Raw genomic sequence first — 17,694 nt, 5'->3', positions numbered from 1 at the left:
ATGTATCATGGAGATATACAGGTGTCAATTCACCTTAGTGTCGTCTTTAAGGGCCTTTTCCTATCCAAGTTTCACCCGAAAGATTGGTTTAGTCCTTATTTTTTGGCAAAACCTTGCTTGTTCAAATAGGCCATCATTTGCGGTTGAATACTTCTCTCGAGGTGATCCTGGATATGGTCACTCCATCCTTTTACTTTTTTTACGGTGAAAGGGGCTCTCGTCGGACGATTTTCATAATACTTCAGCATGGTCTCATCATAGATTGCTAATTTCTCTTGATCCATTGGTTGGTATTGATTATCAAGCAATACCATGGATTGAGGGAGTCGAGGTTTCAGTTCCGGCTTATCTCCAGCTGGATTACCGATACATAACCCCACCAGAGGGATAACAAATTTAGGTAAATTCAATACGTCAGATAGTTCGCTAATATTAGCTCTGACCGCACCAATGAACACTCCGCCAAGTCCCAGCGATTCAGCCGCGGTTAACGCATTTTGTGCCATCAGGCCAGCATCGAATGAACCAATCAACAGAAATTCAATATATTCAATATCCACATCCGGAGCGATTTCATGATTTCGGTTGAAATCTGCACAGAAGATCCAGAATTCGGCCGCTTCTTCAATATAGGGTTGATCGACACACAGATGTCTGAGTTTTTTTCGAAGTACTGGATCTGTGATGCGTATAATGGATACCGCCTGCAGAAGACTGAACGATGAAGTTTGATTTGTTGCCTGAAATATTGCATCTATTTGTTCCTCAGTTAGGGGTTGAGATGTGTAAGAACGAAACGATGTATGGTTATGAAGCAATTCGAGTGTGTTATTCATTAAACGCTCTCCTTTATTCGTTGATTCCATGTTCCTGCAATCCGTATTCGTAAGGAACGCCCATATTCTCGCGTAGTGTTTTTCCTTCATATTCCTTATGGAACAAACCGCGTTCCTGCAAGATAGGTACTACCTGATTCACAAAATCTGCAACGCCATCAAAAGATACATCGGGCACGACTGAGAATCCGTCACATGCTTCAGCCAAAAACCATTCTTCCAAGAAGTCAGCAACCTGTGTCGGGGTGCCTGCAACAACCGGATGATAGTTGATGACCCCGTGAGCGAGAACATCCCTTACAGAGAGTCCTTTTTTTAATAACTTTAAGGCTCTCGGAGAACGTGGGTCCATGGGGTTGGCATATGCATTTTTCAACAAGTCTGGCGCTAAAGGTTGATCTATATCTACTGAGTTTACCGATAAGGGTAAACCAACCATGGAGCCGAGGTAACTTACCCTGCTAGGGATTTCCTGGGGATTAAAACTCATAAGCTGTTTCCGACGATCCAGAGCTTCTTCCTCCGTTGAAGCCAGAGAAAACATAAAACCAGCAAACATTTTGATATCATCGGGGTTTCGACCGAAACGGGCAGCACTTTGCCTTATGGCTTGTCTGTGTTCACGGGCAGACGTAATATCATAAGGATTGGCGTACACTCCCGAAGCATATTTCCCAGCTAATTCTAATCCTTCACCTCCTCCCCCTGCCTGGAAAATCACTGGCTGCCCTTGCTCAGAGGGCGGAATGGGCAAAGGACCACGAGATGCATAATATTGACCCTGAAGGTTAATAGGCTGGATTTTGTCCATATCAGCAAATTCCCCTCCTTCTACATCTAACGTCCAAGCGTCTGGTTCCCAACTCCCCCACAAGGACTGAACAATTTGTATGCTTTCATGCGCCTTGTCATAGCGCTCTTGGCGATTTTCAACCCTGGCACCGAAATTAGCAGCCGCTAGGGGATCGGATGTGGTAACTGCATTCCATCCCACACGTCCATGACTGATAACATCCAGTGCTTTGAACTGACGTGCAATGTTGTAGGGATAATTAAATGTTGTAGAGAGGGTAGCCACAAGCCCGATGTGTTGTGTCTCTCTTGCTACTGCCATCAGTGCCAACATGGGGTCCATAGGAAACATAGGTGTCTGTGGGCCTAAATTATTGGATAAGCCTGGAGTGTCAGCGATGAAAATCATTTGAAATTTTCCTTGTTCAGCTAATTTAGCCCGTTCTACATAACTATCCATATTGGTGTAAGCTGCAGGATCCGTGCCAGGCATTCTCCATGCGCTAAATTCGGCTCCATAACCCGAAACCATCTGTAAAGCCAGTTGCATTTCACTTCTTTTTTTCATAACGATTTTCTCCTTCGTTCTGGACAGACACAGATATTTGTGCCCTTACTATAGCGTGAATATATTTAGCATGCTAAGTATATGGATGGATCAGATTTTGTTCCGTTTAGTGAGGGTTATAGATATTGACGTTCACCGGTCTGGGCTGATTTCTCGACGGCATCCAGTAACTGATGTAGTTTCACCGCATCCGCGAAATTAGGTGCTAAGGTAGTACCTTCTTGAATATCTTTGGCAAACTTACGATAAGCCTGAGCCATGTTCAGAACAATTCCGGAGTCGTTATATAAAGAATGTGGAGCCGAGTAATAGGCATCGGGAATGGGTAGTTCACGAAGCTCGTTGTCCGTAGATCCTGCACCGCGTAATTGGTGTGATCCGAATTGAATGGATGCCGGGGCGCTCAGCACAATCGTGCCATTGTCTCCGAAAATTTCAAGTGTGAGTCCTGTCTGATGTTTGACTCCACCTTGAATATGAACACTGGCTGCTGCACCATTAGTCAATTTTCCTGTAATCATGATCTGATCATCCGTTGTTTTCTTGATGACTTTCTGAATATCTACCAATTCAACTTCTGGAAACTGTTGAGCTGTGGTGGCAGACAATTCTGTAAAGTCCCCAAGCATGTAAGTGAAGGCATCCAGATTATGGCCCCCTACAATGGTCAGCAAGTTCCCTCCAACTTTCCGGTCATACAAGTACGCACTCGACTTGTCACCAACGCCACCCATGCCATCAATGGCGATCTTCAGGTTGGCAGATAACACTTTACCCACATAACCTTCTGCCAATAAATCTTTTACATATTGAACGGCCGGGGCTTGTCTAGCCTGTAATCCAATCGCATTTGGCTGTTGTGCGGACGCTACCCATTCCTGCATTTCCAAGGCTTGCTTTGTATTCGAACCCAGTGGCCATTCACAATAGATTGGTTTGCCAGCAGGTACAACGGCTTTAACGGCGTTATAATGTTCCTTGACGTTAATACTGACAACGACCATATCCACATCAGGATGCTGAGCCAACTCTTTCATATTATCAAAGCCGTGATCTGCATAGAAAGCTTCTGCGCTTTTCTTTGCACTCACCATATTACTTGTCCCAACCGCTGTAAGCTCGAATTCATCCAAATGCTGAATAGCTGGAATATGTGTTCCACTCGCCCACCCGTTATTAATGGATGCCCCTATGATACCTGTACGAATTTTTTTACTCATTGTTAAACATCTCCTTTGTTAAAATTTACAGTATGATCGAATATCGGTTTGGCTCCAGCCCTTATCAGTCACTCATTTCTATGATATATTTATTTAGCTTGCTAACTATTCAATCGAGATAACATTAATTATTCTTTCATACTTTAGGTAAACTAAAATTGTTTTGGTGTTGACACCATCATAGGTGTATTTGTTTTATTAGCAAAGAGGGCAATTTAAATGAACATAGTACATCTTTATGTACCTTTGGATCAGGAGTGATATGAATGAGAGTTTGCAACGAAGGTTTTGAACAAGAGTTTATAGATGGAAAAAGTGACATGTACGCCATAGCTTTTACTCAGAATGTCCTTTCTGGGCGTTGGAAATATTTTATCTTATGGTACCTAAAAGACGAAACACGGCGATATACAGATATCAAAAAATTCCTTGGAGATCTGTCTCAAGGCTCCCTTACAAAGCAGCTTAAAGAGTTGGAGAATGATGGTGTTATACAACGTGTTGTATATCCGGAAGTTCCTCCGCGAGTTGAGTATTCGTTAACAGACAAGGGAATGAAGTTACTACCGATCCTTGAAAAGATGGAGGACTTTGGCAAAGAATACGGCTAAACCACTTAATTGAAATGGCTAGCTTAACCCAAAAAAGCCGCAATTTAGCGGCTCTTTTACTCTGAGAAATTTTTATTCTACTTTATAATCAGTAACTACATCAAATTCTCCAATAATATTGTCTCCTTCTACATCATACAAATGAATCGTTCGAACAGTACCATTCACTTGTGTTTGTGCCAAGGCTTCTTCGATGGTAGTGATTTTAGGTGTAAGATCTTCAGCTTTTAGATAACCCTCGATTCCATTGGTGCCAATTGCAGCAATCAAATCGGGTTCAACCCCAATGATTGGTTCAGATAATGCTGAGCCATAGGTATCGCCCTGTGAATTGACATCATATTTAGTTTGAAGCAATAATTCGTGAATCGTTTCCGATGTTTCAGTGTTGTTTTCAAATAAAACATTTGATGAATTTACGTTCGATAACTTTAAGTTTGGCGATTTGTATCCAGTATACCGAGTGTATCCATTCCCATTATAGAATTCACCAACGTTCTGAGCATAATACGTCGTTTTAGTCGTTATTCTTGGAGAGTAGACAAAAAAACTAGAGGTTTTCGACGTATTATATGTCATGGAACTTGAAGCTGTTAAGCTTCCGCCAGATGTGTACAATCTAGCCATAGCTCCCATATATCCATTTGGAACACTTGCTGAAGCCTTCACTGATGCAACGGCTTCAGCAGTCGTACCTGTAGTGAAATTTCGAGTCCATACTTCAGATGTGAAAGTGTACGTGTGTCCCTTAATTTTGGGTGTACTATACGGTGAAGATGCAGTATTAGCCAGGACTGTTGAAGATGCCAAAAATAACGATAGAATACAAATCATTACCGTACTAACTTTCTTCGTTTTTCTCTTATTCATAGTTTATCCTCCTCATAATAAAAAATATTTGGATTATAGTTTCAATCTTTAATCCCTCTCTGTAAATATATTAAATTTATTGTAATAATTAGATTTATTTTCCTTTTATATCATAGCACTGTTCCAGTTTTTTTGAAATAAATTCGCTAGTTTTCTTGCCTTAACATCAAAGAAATACTTTTGACACCTTGCTCCGGAATTCACGAATCGCTCCTTTTCAGCTCTGCCTTTCGATGTGGGTATCTTCCTTATGGCTGGATGTCTTATGATATACTATATTAACAGGCATCGAGCACATCCATGGTTAGTAGCAGTTGTATCAGCTCTCATATTGACTATTGTAGAGTGGATCGCCAAAGATTACGGAAAAGTGTGGTATTTTAATGGATGGAACTTCCTCTGGTCTTACGCTTCGTATTTTAATCCCTATGGTGATGGCGTATGTATACAGTTTGATCTTCTACAAAATGTTCAAACCACGTAACCCTTCATAAAGTATGTATTCTCAGCCAGCATAGGCAAATCAATAGGTTTCCATATTACTTATCTTTGTTAAAGGGGGGATGATATGTTTTTCTTCTTTTTCTTTCTGTTACTTGGAATGATTGGTTTATTCTTTGGAGTTAGAGCACTGAGACGACCCAATTCATGGCCTTTTAATCGTACGAAGGATGAACTTCATGAATACGATATGATGGGCATCAAGTTTAGAGGCGTTTTTCTCCTTGCTTTTGGTACTGTTCTGACTATCGCCTCTTTCAGACTTCTTCTTATTTAATAAAATCCAAAAAAGCCGCTAATATAGCGGCTCTCCATCGGGCCTTACTCTGGTCCCGCTCAATATTGTGATATCAACTATTAATCCTATGGTTTAATATTAGCTTGCTGACCATCAGGAGCCACCGACTTATCGTTCGTCTTCATACCCCTGCGCTTCTTGTACCCTTTAAATATGAAATACCCCACTATGATTAAGATAATCGGCATTCCGTACAGTAATAGAGGAAAAAACATATTTTTTTCTTATGTTAATTGTATAGACAAATAAAGTTGCTATTATAGCAACTTTATTAAAAGACATTTTTAGATTTCTTAAGCATTTTCAGGTTCATAAATTCCGTAACCATTCTTGCCATTCTTTTTAATCTTGTACATAGCTCCATCCGCATGTCTCAGAAGTTCGGAAGGCTCCTGTCCATGCTTGGGAAATAGGCTGATACCAATACTCATCGAAAGGTTGATATAGTTTCCGGCAATTTTGAAATGGGTACTGAATGCAGCTTCCAATCTTTTGGCGATGACTTCAGCATCGTGATCATCTTTCAGATGGCTTAAAATGATGAATTCGTCCCCGCCAAGCCGAGCTACAGTGTCCGCACTTGGAATTGTTTCACTTAATCGCTTTGCCATTTCCAGCAACACTTGATCGCCAACATGGTGTCCATATGTATCATTCACTTGTTTAAACCCATCAGCATCCACAAACATGACGGCTAGTTTGTTATGGTTTCTTTTGGCATTACTGATGGCCCAGGCAAGACGGTCATTATAAGCAAGACGATTAGGCAGACCGGTAAGTGGATCATGCAAAGACAAATGCTTGCTGATTTTCTCGGAGATTTTGATTTTGGCGTACTCCGTCTCCAGTTCTTTGATCAGATTTTTAAGTTTATATACCCTGGTATTGGTGTTAGTCATGTCAGTAATCTGAATAAGGGCATAACTCCGATCTTCATGATAGAGCGGTTCAACATGCATATTTTGTCTGAATAATTGTTCATCCTCTCCTTCATTAGGAAGAATGAATGCCTTATGTAACGCGCTTGAGCAAAATCTGCTCTGTCCATGATACAGCGCATTTTGCAAAATATTTAAATACATGTTCGACTTAAACCGTGGGCAGACCTCAAGCAGATTCAAGCCTACTACCTCTTCTACATTCTTGCCAGTAAAGCGCTCCAACCAGGCATTCCACACAACAATTTTCAAATGCCTGTCCACGATCATTATTCCCATATGGGCTTTGTTCAAAGCTTGTGAAATAAGATTATCCATTGCCCGCCTCCAACAAAGCGTCCATTTTGGCCAGCAGGCTCGATATGGAGTTCATACTCAGTGCTATGACAATGATACCTGTCACATCCGTATCGGCAAGTAAAAACGAGGTATGTAAAACCAGGACATAAACTTCATTCTGAAGCAATATTTGTTGATCGGAATTGGTGACATAGATCAGTTCAATATCAGGCAGGACGTATTCCAGTTTGATCTCGAGGAAATTACCGAATTCTCCAATAATCGCGTTAAGCAGGACATTGCTAACTTCCTTCAAAACGTCCAAATCCGTATCCATCAGGTTCGGATCGTTCGGTATAACGCTCTCACCCAGTTCTCCAAGACAGATGTTTGCCAATACTTTAGCCTGCTCAACAGGAAACATCAGAAATGCTTTTCCCTGAAATTCGTATCCGAACTGTAAGGATGACCTAAACAGGTGACCTTCACTAAAGAAAATGTTGTATCTTCGATCTCCAGGATCAACATCGGATATGGAGATTAGTTCCACTTCCGGAATATTCAAAACGATACGCTTGTCTACAATCTCTGACAACATGTTAGCCGCTTGTCCCACGTAAACGTTCACTAGTTCAGTAAGCAAATCCTTCTGTAAATCATTCAGCATGATAGGCCGCCTGAATCAGTTGAATCATGGTAGTTGCCTTCTCTGCGGTTAACGGTTTATTCAGAAAACCAGAAATGCCTAACATTTCAACTTCATCCCTAGTTGTCTTCTGAATATCTGCGGATAAGATAATAATTTTGACATTGCTATCCGTTTCTCGAATCATTCGAAGCATTTCTTGTCCGTTCAAACCAGGCATTAGCAGGTCGGTGGTTATAAAATCAGGTTGAAATTCCTTGAATAGGTTGTATCCTTGCTCTCCATTATTAGCAATCTGAATCTCGCATTCTGGAATATGATCAACAATCAGCTTTGTAAGTAATTTCTGTACGAAAATGGAGTCTTCCACGATTAATACTTTCATTTTCTCTTCAGTCTCCTTGATAAAGTGGTAAGGGCTCGGGATGGTCAGGCGCTGTGGACAGTTCTTGATATAGGGCTTTCGCGCGCAGTGGCACCCTGAAAAGAGACTGACTGGTGAATCAAGTAAATATAAATTATAGTAACTTTAATTTAATTGTCAACAACATTATTGAATAAGTTAGATTCGTGTGCAATTGACATACTACGGCCCGCCGTTTAAAAAAACATAAAAAAACGGTCACCTAGTGACCGTTTTTGATCGGTTATCTGGAACTGCATTAAGTTTACTCTTTTACCCCTCCAAGCTGCAAGCCATGAACGAAATACTTCTGCAAAAATGGATATACGACTAAGATGGGTAATGCCGCAACAATCGTAATCGCTGCCCGAATAGATACAGGTGTGACCATGTTACGCGCAGCACCAAGATCTGCACCATTGGCAACGGCTGCACTGCTGTTGGAATTCATAGAAGATGATAATAGTTTCATCAACTCATATTGCAGCGTGCTTAGGTTTTGTTTGGAAGATGCATACAGAAACGTATCAAACCAAGAATTCCATTGACCGACTGCAATGAACAGTGCAACAGTAGCAAGAACCGGTTGGCACAGCGGTAGAATAATGGAAATGAATGTTCTGAAATCTCCAGCACCATCGATTTTGGCGGATTCGATCAATCCCTCGGGTAGTGTCTGGATATAAGTTCTAATAACAATCATATTAAAGGCACTGATCAGCCCAGGAATAATGTACACCAGGAAGTTGTTTAACAAATGCAAATCTTTCATTAGGAAGTAAGTTGGAATAAGACCTGCACTAAAATACATCGTAAGAACAACTGTAATGGTAATGGGCTTTCGTAATATATAATCTTTTCGGCTTAGTGTGTAAGCCAGCATGGAGGTTAAGAATAGACTTAAAACTGTCCCCAAAACCGTTCTCGCCACAGATATACCAAAGGCGCTGAAGATGGTCCCTCCTGCAAATACTGCTCTGTAGTTTTGATCTGTCCATACCCGAGGCCACAGATAAATCCCACCCCGGATGGTGTCATTACCGGCATTGAATGATACGGCGAGTGTATTCACAAACGGATACAGGGTAACAATCGCGATTGCGATCATCAGTATACCATTTAACGTATGGAAGACAATCGGTTCAAGCCGAGATTTATTGATTCCCATCTCTAGTCCCCCTTATATTAATCGGTCTTCCCCGAGCCGTTTGGAAATTGAATTCGCCGCAAAGATCAGCGTGATACTAACTACTGTTTTGAAGATACCTGCCGCAGTAGCCAAAGAATAATTCCCGATCTGTAGTCCGTACTTCAGGACAAATATATCTATCGTCTGTGACCAGTCGACAACCACACCATTACCTAACAGATACTGAACCTCGAATCCAGCTTCCAAAATCCAGCCCATATTCATGATCAGCAAAATGATAACAATGGATTTGATTCCGGGTAAGGTCACATACAGCATTTTCTTATATCGGTTCGCACCATCAATCTCTGCCGCTTCATAGAGGGAAGGATCGATAGACGTGATGGCCGCCAAATAAATAATGGCATTCCAGCCAACTTCTTTCCATACATGGGATGCGCCTACAATGCCCCAGAAGTATTCCGGAACGCTAAGCCACATGATAGGTTCTTGAATGATATGCAGCTTCATGAGTACCACATTCACAATCCCACCATCTACAGATAGTGAACTTGCTACGATACCTGTCACAATAATCCATGAGAGAAAGTGAGGTAAATACGATATTGTTTGAATGGTTCGTTTATATAACTTATGTTTGATCTCATTAAGTAAAATGGCAAATATAATTGCTGTGGCAAATCCGAGCACCATATTGATGACGCTCATCGCAATGGTATTACGAAGCACGTTAAGAAATGCATCGTCTGTTAGCAAAAACTTAAAGTGTTTGAGCCCGACCCATTCCTGCTGCGTGAAACTCTTCGCAGGACTGTAATTCTGAAAGGCCATAACCCAGCCCCAAATGGGATAATACGAGAATACGAGAATGTACGCAACGATGGGCAATGACATGAACATGAGTTGTCTTTGTCCGCGCAATCGTTTTAACAGTGGTGCTTTGGGAACGACTGTACGGGTGGTTTGCTCTGGTATGGCTCCAGGCGTGTTCGCCATCTTTCACTCCTCCTATTGGCTTGCAGCGACTTTAAGCATGATGTCCCCGGAAGGCACTCGCCTGAGTAATCCTTTGGTTGATACCTTCCGAGAGAATCATTGCCGCATTTTTTTATTTAACAGACCAGTTCTCGATTCTCCATTTCAGTTGATCATTAATTCGATCTTCATAGGATTTGACATCGATCTTCTTGTAAGCGTCTACATATTCAGTCCAAATGTTATCGAACTCATTCGGTTTTGACATGATTGCTTTAGGCAAGAATTTCAATGAAGTGTCTGTCATTTGTTTGTTCGCTACCGCAGCATCAGAGCCTTCTTTCAGATCGACCTGCCATGCTGGATAGTACACTGGATTTTCTGGTGCAGGAGAGAAGAAGTCACTCCACGTTTTGAAGCCGTATGCATCCAGAAGTTCTTTATCTTCCGGTTTGAGGTTGTCATAGAATTCCTCAGGTTGGTTGATCGCTCCAATTGCATTGCCATCTTCAAATGTTCCTTCAAGCTTCGGTGCAGCAGCGTAGAAACCTTCAGCTTTGTTAACCAATCTCCATGCTGGATCATCCTGCTCTGTCCGTTGCTCTGGTGTACGATAGAATCTTCCCTCTTCATTCACTTGGTAGTCTACACCCTCTTCACCCCATGACAAGAGCTTCTGGTACTTCTCGTCCATAAGCTTATCGAGGAATTTGATGAGTGCGACAGGGTCTTCGGCATCTTTACTGATACCAAAACCATTGTTCAAGTTAATGACCGGACGATCCAGATAATGATCTGTGATACTTGTATCATAGACAAGCGGGAAGCCTACGTATGTCTGACCAATTTTCCCCTGTGCTACGAGTGGGTCTTCGCCGGCTTGGAAATTCCAGTGCTGGTCGAACATACTAAGCACACGTCCCGAAGAAATTTTGGCCAGATATTGATCGTAGTTCTGAACAAAGGCTTCTTTATCCAGCAATCCCTCGTTGTACAGATTGTTTAGTTCCTTATAATACCGTTTGGAGATATCTTTGTCGGCAAAAACGGTTGCGACTCCACTATCATCTACGACTACGCCCCCGTCGTTGGGGTGACCCGTAAGATGTTCAGGTGGGTTAAGCAAAGGGAACGTCCGCCAGTCTGAAGCCAATGTAGTGAAACCAATCGTTGGTTGACCATCAATAGTTGGATTCTTGGCTGCATAATCACGGACCAACTTTGTGAAATCATCCAACGTTTTAGGAGTTGGGTACCCGGCATCCTTCAGTATGGACTTTTGGATCCAGAATGCAGGACCAGAATAATAGTTACTAATGAACTCTCCTGTATACACTCCATAGTTAGGCAACCAGTAAATATGTCCGTCACTGGAATCTTTCATCCGGTTCCAGTCTTTACCGAAATGTTTCTTCAGATTAGGTGCATGCTCTTCAATGAGATCTTCGAGCGGAATAACCGCACCCGCTGAGACCAACTTGGTGTCTGCTGTGATCAGATCCGGGAAATCGCCCCCGGCAATCATAACGCCCAACTTCTGTTGAAGATCACCTACTAGAAACTCCATCTCAAGATTAACGCCGAGTTCATCCTGAATCTTCTTGTAGATTCGGTTATCTTTAGCTGGCGCCTGATTTGGCGTTCCGATAAAGGCCGAGATGTTCAGTACCTCTTTCCCATCCTTTGTAGTCGCTTTCTCATTGTCACCGCTGCATCCTGCCAGTGCCAAACTCAAAGCCAGAACGAGTGATACGGAACCCCAAAGCTTCTTTTTCTTAAGTCCCCCCATGTACTTGCCCTCCTTGGAAGTGGTATGTCTTACTGTTTTTAGTATGAAGAAATGTATGCGGTTACAAAATATATACATTTAAGGTCTACCCCCCTGTAATTGTAGGTCTTATTCAGGAGGGGTTCTTCTTTTTCATGGATCAATTCGCATACTTTTGCCTGTATTCTACTGGTTTCATGGCTGTTCGTTTTTCGAAGTGTCTGAGAAAATGCTGGTAACTGCGGTACCCTACTTGCTCCGCAATCGCACTGGATGTTTGATTCGTCTGCTGGAGCAGACGCTTCGCTTCTTCCATTCTTAGATCATGTACTACCTCGATTACACCCTTACCATACTTTCGCAAAAAGGATTGCCCTAAATGGACAGGATTCACGTAGAATCGTTCTGCGAGCTCCTGGATCGTAAATGTCTCCCTGTAATGCATCTGCACATATTCAGCAACCGTCGCCTGGATGCCACCCATTTGCCTCTCCCGGAAAATTGCCAGTGCTGACTTGCATTGTAAACAGAAATGTTCCAGATTGTTAGCAACCTCTTCTATATTTCGATGGCCCTTCTCCAGAATTCCGCTCGCCAATTCGTTCATTAGAGCATTAGGTTCTCCTCCTAATTCTCTGCACAGGGACAATCCGCGGAATATAATATGGGTAGAGAAAATATGTACAATCTCTGGCGCAGCCTTCATCTGTACAAACAGTTCAAAAGCACTCCGAATCGCAGACGAGAGGTCCTCCACAGAACCGTTTTCAAGCAAATCGCAAATATGGTCCACCTCTGACAGCGTTTCCGGATCAAACTGCCAATTCTCCAGCTGAATATCTTCGGCAAACAAAAGATGCTCTTGATTAAAAAACAAATAACGCCCAACTTCCTGAGCGGAGCGGAAGGATTCAGATAAATGCTCCAGTTTGTTGACCGTTAATCCAACCGCGATATGAATATCTCCGCAGCCGTTATGTTGCATATTATTCATCAAACGCTGGGTAAAAGCTTTAATTGCTTCAAACGTCTCATTTCTATTATTCGTTTCCTCCCCCCATACAAGCCCCAATGAGTCTCTTGTTCTGTCTATCACATAACAGCAAGTTGTTTCTTCAGCCGTTTGTTCGACTACTGAACAGACTTCCTGAATATCTCCCTGAAAGGCTATCCGCAGGTATGCCCAATGGGACTTGTTCAAACGAGGACGTATCTCTGACATCTCCTCCTCCGATATATTTTGCTTATCCTTAATCAGTGCGGACAAAAACGCTTTGATCCTTTGCTCGTTTGCATGTTCCCTTATACGCTCCTGGGTTTCACGCTCCTGCAATTGCATACGGAGACGGACCAACATATCCTCTGCTTCTGTACTGTCAACCGGTTTGGTTAGATAGTTGGAGACACCTAATCGAATAGCTTGTCTGGCATAATTAAAGTCACTGTATCCACTCGTGATGACAAACAGCACAGACTCATGTTCCAATCGTCGTGCTTCTTCTACAAGTTCCAGCCCATTCATCACAGGCATACGAATGTCTGTCACCACGAGATCAGGTCGATCTTGTTCCATCATCCGAATGGCTTCCTCACCGTTGGCGCACACGCCTCTGATTTCGAAACCATACTTTTCCCAATTGATCAGAAGCTGTAACCCTTCAATGGCATAAGGTTCATCATCGACTAACAATACTTTATACATGAGAGTTTACCTCCTATTTCCTCTGTTCCAGCTTGGAGATCGGTATACGGTACCCTGCAATGGTTTCCTTTCCAGGTACACTGCTTAGATCAAATATCGCATTTCCTTCATAAAAGAGTTCCAACCTGCGGTAGACATTGCGGAGTCCTACATGCTCGCCGTTCCTGGGTCTTTCAGAACGAATATCTCGCAGGAGCTCGGTTAATCTCCCTGCATCCATACCGATTCCATTATCGATCACCTGAATAACCAGTTCAGAAGCGTTTCGACTCGCCGTTATCTTGATCTGTCTTCCATTTTTTCGCGCCTGCAAGCCGTGTTTGCAGGCATTTTCGACAAGCGGTTGAATACTCATTCTGGGAATGAGCAACGAAGCTGCATCAGGATCAACCTCGAAGGTGTAATCAAACAGTTCTCCAAAGCGAAACTTCTCAATCTGGAGATAAAGATTCGTAAATTGCAGCTCTTCTTGCAAAGGAATCAGATTGTCAGAATGACTGAGCAACTGTCGCATCAGTTTGGACAGACTTTTAATAATCTCAATTACTTCCGTATATCCATTCTTCGTACTAACGACTAGCAAGGCATTCAATGTGTTAAATAAAAAATGGGGATTCATCTGACTCTGGAGCATGGACAATTCAGTCCTCACTTGATCCAGCTCCAGATCTTTTTGGCGGATTTCCAGTTTATATACGTCATTAATCAGCGTATGAATTTTACCAATCATGATGTTAAATGTACGAATAAGCCCGCCAATTTCGTCGCGGCCTTCGTGAATTTCAATCAGATCGAATCGTTCGTTACGAACCTTCTCCATATGTCTGGATAACTTGCGAATCCGATAGTGGTAGGAACGCAAAATAATGTAGATCAATACAGAGGGGACCACGATACTTAATGCCAGCAACCCCAGAATTGATTTAAACGCTTCTTGCAAAAGGTGGTCAAGGTGACGCGTATCGGCAACTCCAATCAATTTCCAACCCTTTAGGTAGGCTAGATTCCCCAACGATTTTTCGAGCGTGTAAGCAGAATCTCCAGATTCCTTGAGCATTGATTCATTATCAAGGGGGGATAAATCGGTTTCGCTGAACTCCCCACTTGAAACGACAGTTCGATTGTTGCTGTCCACCAGTCGCAGCTGAAGACTGTCTGATTCACGATTTAAAATGCTGTACACCCGGCTAAGTTCCAGATCAATCTTGGAATACTTGTTGTAATTGGCATAGGAAGTATAGGTATCCATTTTGCCAATCACACTGATTCTTCTTCCCGCGTTAAATCCGGATGGCTCAATATAATCAACGACAAGAATGCCTCCACTGGTGGATTTCAGCTGTTTCAATCCAGGGAGTACATTCTTGTCTTTCATCACGATATAATGACTGCCCGTCTGAATGGTATCGTTATCCGTATAGATACGCACCTCCAGAATATTCGCTGACATGTACCGTGTTAATTTATCTCGCAGGAATGCATGGTAGACGTTGTAATAATCCACGGGGGAGTGATAGGTCCGATCCAGTGCCTCATAGAGCGAATCGTCTGCTGCAATAATTCGGCTCAGGGCAACGCTCTCATCAATCATGCCTAGCAGTTCCCCCGCAGCCCTGTCGATGGATTTACGTAGATTTTCCTGTTCTCTAATCTTGATATCCGCAGAGGTTCGTTCATAAAAGAAGATATTAATCGTTATTACAGGAAGGAGAATACTAAGTACATAAATAAGCAGAAATTTGGATCGGAGAGGAATATCATTAACCTTACTGAACATCCAGAATTTATGACGCATATAATCACCCTTGGTTTTTGTTTTTATAGACTGACGGAAGCTCCCCTGTATGCGCTCTGAACTTTTGGGTGAAATATTCAGCATCATGATATCCTAGCCTGAATGCAATGTCAGTGATCTTCATATTGGTACGTCGCAGGAGTTTACGGGCCTCCTCAACACGAAGCTGGTGCACATAGTCACTGAAACTGACCCCCATCTCCCGCTTGAACTGTTGACCCAGGTAGGCAGAATTCACGTGAATACGATTAGCTACATCCTGTAATTTAATTTTACTTCGATAGTGCTGCTTCAATTCATTCACTGCTTCTGCAACCAGCCCTCCCGTACCCGTCTTTTGCTTCAATTCAGACTGGGAAAGTTGCTTGGACAGTCGAACACACAGGTCTTGCAATGTGCCGGAAGACCAACTCGCAGCCTCATGCCAATCTTTTTCACATAGTATTTCTCTGCAACCCTCTCTTTTTCCATATTTACGTAGCAACTCCCCATGGATATATCGGATGACATGATGTATCCATTCCAACGAAACCTCTGCTTTCTCACTTTTCTCTAACAGTGCACTCACTGCAATATCGATAGAATACGTATTTTCTGCTTCAATCAACGCCAAGATCTCTTTGGAGATGTTCATCATTTGCTCTAAATCATATTCTTCGCTTATTCGATATTCATTAAGATGATTCTCATAGGCTTCATCTGTAACCGTGACTCCATTTTGCTGTTTTTGCTCATTTCTGCGTTTGTCCAGAGGTTCAATCATGTCCATAAGGATTTGATGAATCTCCTCGGGAACAAGAGGTTTAAGCACGTACTGATCGACCTGATACCGTATGGCTTGCTTCGCGTAATTAAAATCGGAGTATCCTGTAACGATAACAATTTTAGAGGTATAGGCGAGATCTTCTCGCAAGGTGTGAATCAAACCAAGACCATCCATAACAGGCATTTGAATATCCGTGACGACAAGATCCGGTTCAACCGAGTTAAATAAAGCAAGTGCTTCCTCCCCATCTGTTGCCGTTCCGCAGAGTTCATATCCACAAGCTCGCCAGTCAATCATTGTTCTCCATCCTTCTAGCATAAACGGCTCATCATCCGCGACAATGACCTTGTACATTAGCTCACCTCACTTTTATCCTTGATCAGCTGCATGTATTTTATCTATATCAATAGGTAGATTCCAGTTGTTCTGAAAACGCTAAACAGCAGAACAACAGCAGGATTGTTGTCTGCTCGCACAACTTTGGAGAACAAAATTTCTACCAGTCTCATCGTCATTTATCAATAACATAGAACATGGTTCCATCGGACTGTACTATAAGAACGCTCCGATTTTAGCGAAGCGCCGGGATAACAATTCAAGTGTAACGCTTACATTTTGGTACAACAACCTGTTAAACTATAGGTTTTCACCCGACAAAGTATAGGTTTAGCTCAGAAGTAATCTATTTCCAGGAAAAAGAGTTTTCATTCTCCACGCACAATACGGAATCCTTGATCGGGACCAAAACCATTTGCATCAAATTTGCCTCGAAATGATATTTCATTGTTATTGACACCGCCGATCCAGCCTCCGCCTTTCACAACTCGCCAAGTTTGATTTGGACTCTCCGAATCGCTGTACCAGTCCCAGCACCATTCTCTCACATTCCCAGACATATCATAGATTCCTAACTCATTCGCCTTCTGAGTTCCGACTTTTTTGGTTTGATTACGATTGCTCTCAATAGCGGGCCAGCTCCAGTCACCCGTCAGAATGTTCTCGCCGGCATTTACCCAGTACCAAGCCACTTCATCAGGATTGTTACTTCCGCTGTATGTGTAATTTAAGCTCTTTTGACCTCCGCTTGCAGCGTATTCCCATTCTGCCTCTGTGGGTAAACGGTAACCGTTGGCGTCCTCGTTGATCGTTACATTCCATTTTATAGTGTCATTTTCATTGTGATTATTCGTGTCCTGGTTGTCTTTATCTATATTGTAATAAGGTTTCAGGTTTTCTTTTATACTTTTTTGATTACAGTATTCCACTGCGTCATACCAGCTGACCATTTCAACAGGCAGGTCATCTCCCTTGAAGCCAGAAGGGTTTTCCCCCATAACCTCCATCCATTCTTTTTGAGTTACTTCGTATTTGCCAATATAGAAGGAATCCAGCGTTTCATTCCTATCGATCTGACTCGGCTTACTGCTCTTGAAGGCTCCTCCTTCGACGAATACCAAGTCATCGCTTAATTTCGTATTACTTGCTGAACAAGCACTTAGACTAACAACTATAGCGATTAAAGTTAACCATACCAGCTTCTTCATTCAATTATTCTCCTTTACTAGCTTAAATCCGG

General features: G+C 42.4%; 15 protein-coding genes. 1 reads left to right on the top strand and 14 read right to left on the bottom strand.

Annotated elements, in window-relative coordinates; translation table 11 throughout:
• Positions 1–95: 95 nt before the first annotated feature.
• The 3 genes from nfsA to NST38_RS15200 form a co-directional block, all read right to left on the bottom strand.
• Positions 96–836, bottom strand: coding sequence for an oxygen-insensitive NADPH nitroreductase (gene nfsA, locus NST38_RS15210; protein WP_076253054.1), 741 nt, complete (start codon positions 834–836; stop codon positions 96–98).
• A 13-nt stretch (positions 837–849) separates the two neighbouring features.
• On the bottom strand, positions 850–2,196 hold the full coding sequence (locus NST38_RS15205) for an NtaA/DmoA family FMN-dependent monooxygenase (RefSeq protein WP_076253053.1): 1,347 nt from the start codon (positions 2,194–2,196) through the stop codon (positions 850–852).
• A 116-nt stretch (positions 2,197–2,312) separates the two neighbouring features.
• Entirely contained in the window at positions 2,313–3,416 is a 1,104-nt protein-coding gene (locus NST38_RS15200) for a Gfo/Idh/MocA family protein (RefSeq protein ID WP_076253052.1), read from the bottom strand.
• A 266-nt stretch (positions 3,417–3,682) separates the two neighbouring features.
• Between NST38_RS15200 and NST38_RS15195 the strand changes: the two genes are divergently transcribed.
• Positions 3,683–4,027: a winged helix-turn-helix transcriptional regulator gene (locus tag NST38_RS15195; RefSeq protein ID WP_047842975.1), complete on the top strand. Its 345-nt coding sequence runs from the start codon at positions 3,683–3,685 to the stop codon at positions 4,025–4,027.
• Between the two features lie 72 nt (positions 4,028–4,099).
• Here NST38_RS15195 and NST38_RS15190 read toward each other — a convergent pair whose 3' ends face one another.
• The 11 genes from NST38_RS15190 to NST38_RS15140 form a co-directional block, all read right to left on the bottom strand.
• Positions 4,100–4,897 (bottom strand): hypothetical protein, encoded by a 798-nt coding sequence (locus NST38_RS15190; RefSeq protein ID WP_036615847.1) that lies wholly within the window; start codon positions 4,895–4,897, stop codon positions 4,100–4,102.
• Between the two features lie 1,092 nt (positions 4,898–5,989).
• On the bottom strand, positions 5,990–6,952 hold the full coding sequence (locus NST38_RS15185) for a sensor domain-containing diguanylate cyclase (RefSeq protein WP_036671133.1): 963 nt from the start codon (positions 6,950–6,952) through the stop codon (positions 5,990–5,992).
• On the bottom strand, positions 6,945–7,580 hold the full coding sequence (locus NST38_RS15180; protein WP_076253050.1) for a chemotaxis protein CheC: 636 nt from the start codon (positions 7,578–7,580) through the stop codon (positions 6,945–6,947). The genes NST38_RS15185 and NST38_RS15180 overlap by 8 nt, the downstream gene beginning before the upstream one ends.
• A complete protein-coding gene (locus NST38_RS15175) occupies positions 7,570–7,944 on the bottom strand; it encodes a response regulator transcription factor (RefSeq protein ID WP_036615858.1) in 375 nt (124 codons plus the stop codon). Before NST38_RS15175 ends, NST38_RS15180 begins: the two co-directional genes overlap by 11 nt.
• Positions 7,945–8,227: 283 nt before the next feature.
• Entirely contained in the window at positions 8,228–9,130 is a 903-nt protein-coding gene (locus NST38_RS15170; protein ID WP_017688457.1) for a carbohydrate ABC transporter permease, read from the bottom strand.
• A 12-nt stretch (positions 9,131–9,142) separates the two neighbouring features.
• Positions 9,143–10,108 carry an ABC transporter permease gene (locus NST38_RS15165; RefSeq protein ID WP_017688458.1) on the bottom strand — a complete coding sequence of 322 codons (966 nt, stop codon included), beginning with the start codon at positions 10,106–10,108 and terminating at the stop codon, positions 9,143–9,145.
• A 112-nt stretch (positions 10,109–10,220) separates the two neighbouring features.
• Positions 10,221–11,876, bottom strand: a complete 1,656-nt coding sequence (locus NST38_RS15160) for an extracellular solute-binding protein (protein WP_036671131.1) — start codon at positions 11,874–11,876, stop codon at positions 10,221–10,223.
• A gap of 139 nt (positions 11,877–12,015) precedes the next feature.
• Entirely contained in the window at positions 12,016–13,557 is a 1,542-nt protein-coding gene (locus NST38_RS15155) for a response regulator (protein WP_076253049.1), read from the bottom strand.
• A gap of 13 nt (positions 13,558–13,570) precedes the next feature.
• Positions 13,571–15,334, bottom strand: a complete 1,764-nt coding sequence (locus NST38_RS15150) for a sensor histidine kinase (protein WP_256720119.1) — start codon at positions 15,332–15,334, stop codon at positions 13,571–13,573.
• Positions 15,335–15,356: 22 nt separating this feature from the next.
• On the bottom strand, positions 15,357–16,472 hold the full coding sequence (locus NST38_RS15145; RefSeq protein ID WP_076253047.1) for a response regulator transcription factor: 1,116 nt from the start codon (positions 16,470–16,472) through the stop codon (positions 15,357–15,359).
• A gap of 350 nt (positions 16,473–16,822) precedes the next feature.
• Positions 16,823–17,662: a formylglycine-generating enzyme family protein gene (locus NST38_RS15140; RefSeq protein ID WP_036671125.1), complete on the bottom strand. Its 840-nt coding sequence runs from the start codon at positions 17,660–17,662 to the stop codon at positions 16,823–16,825.
• Positions 17,663–17,694 lie beyond the last annotated feature (32 nt).

Origin of the sequence: Paenibacillus sp. FSL H8-0104, from assembly GCF_038050215.1 — a bacterium.
GTDB lineage: Bacteria > Bacillota > Bacilli > Paenibacillales > Paenibacillaceae > Paenibacillus > Paenibacillus amylolyticus.
This window is presented reverse-complemented; position numbering and strand designations above follow the sequence as displayed.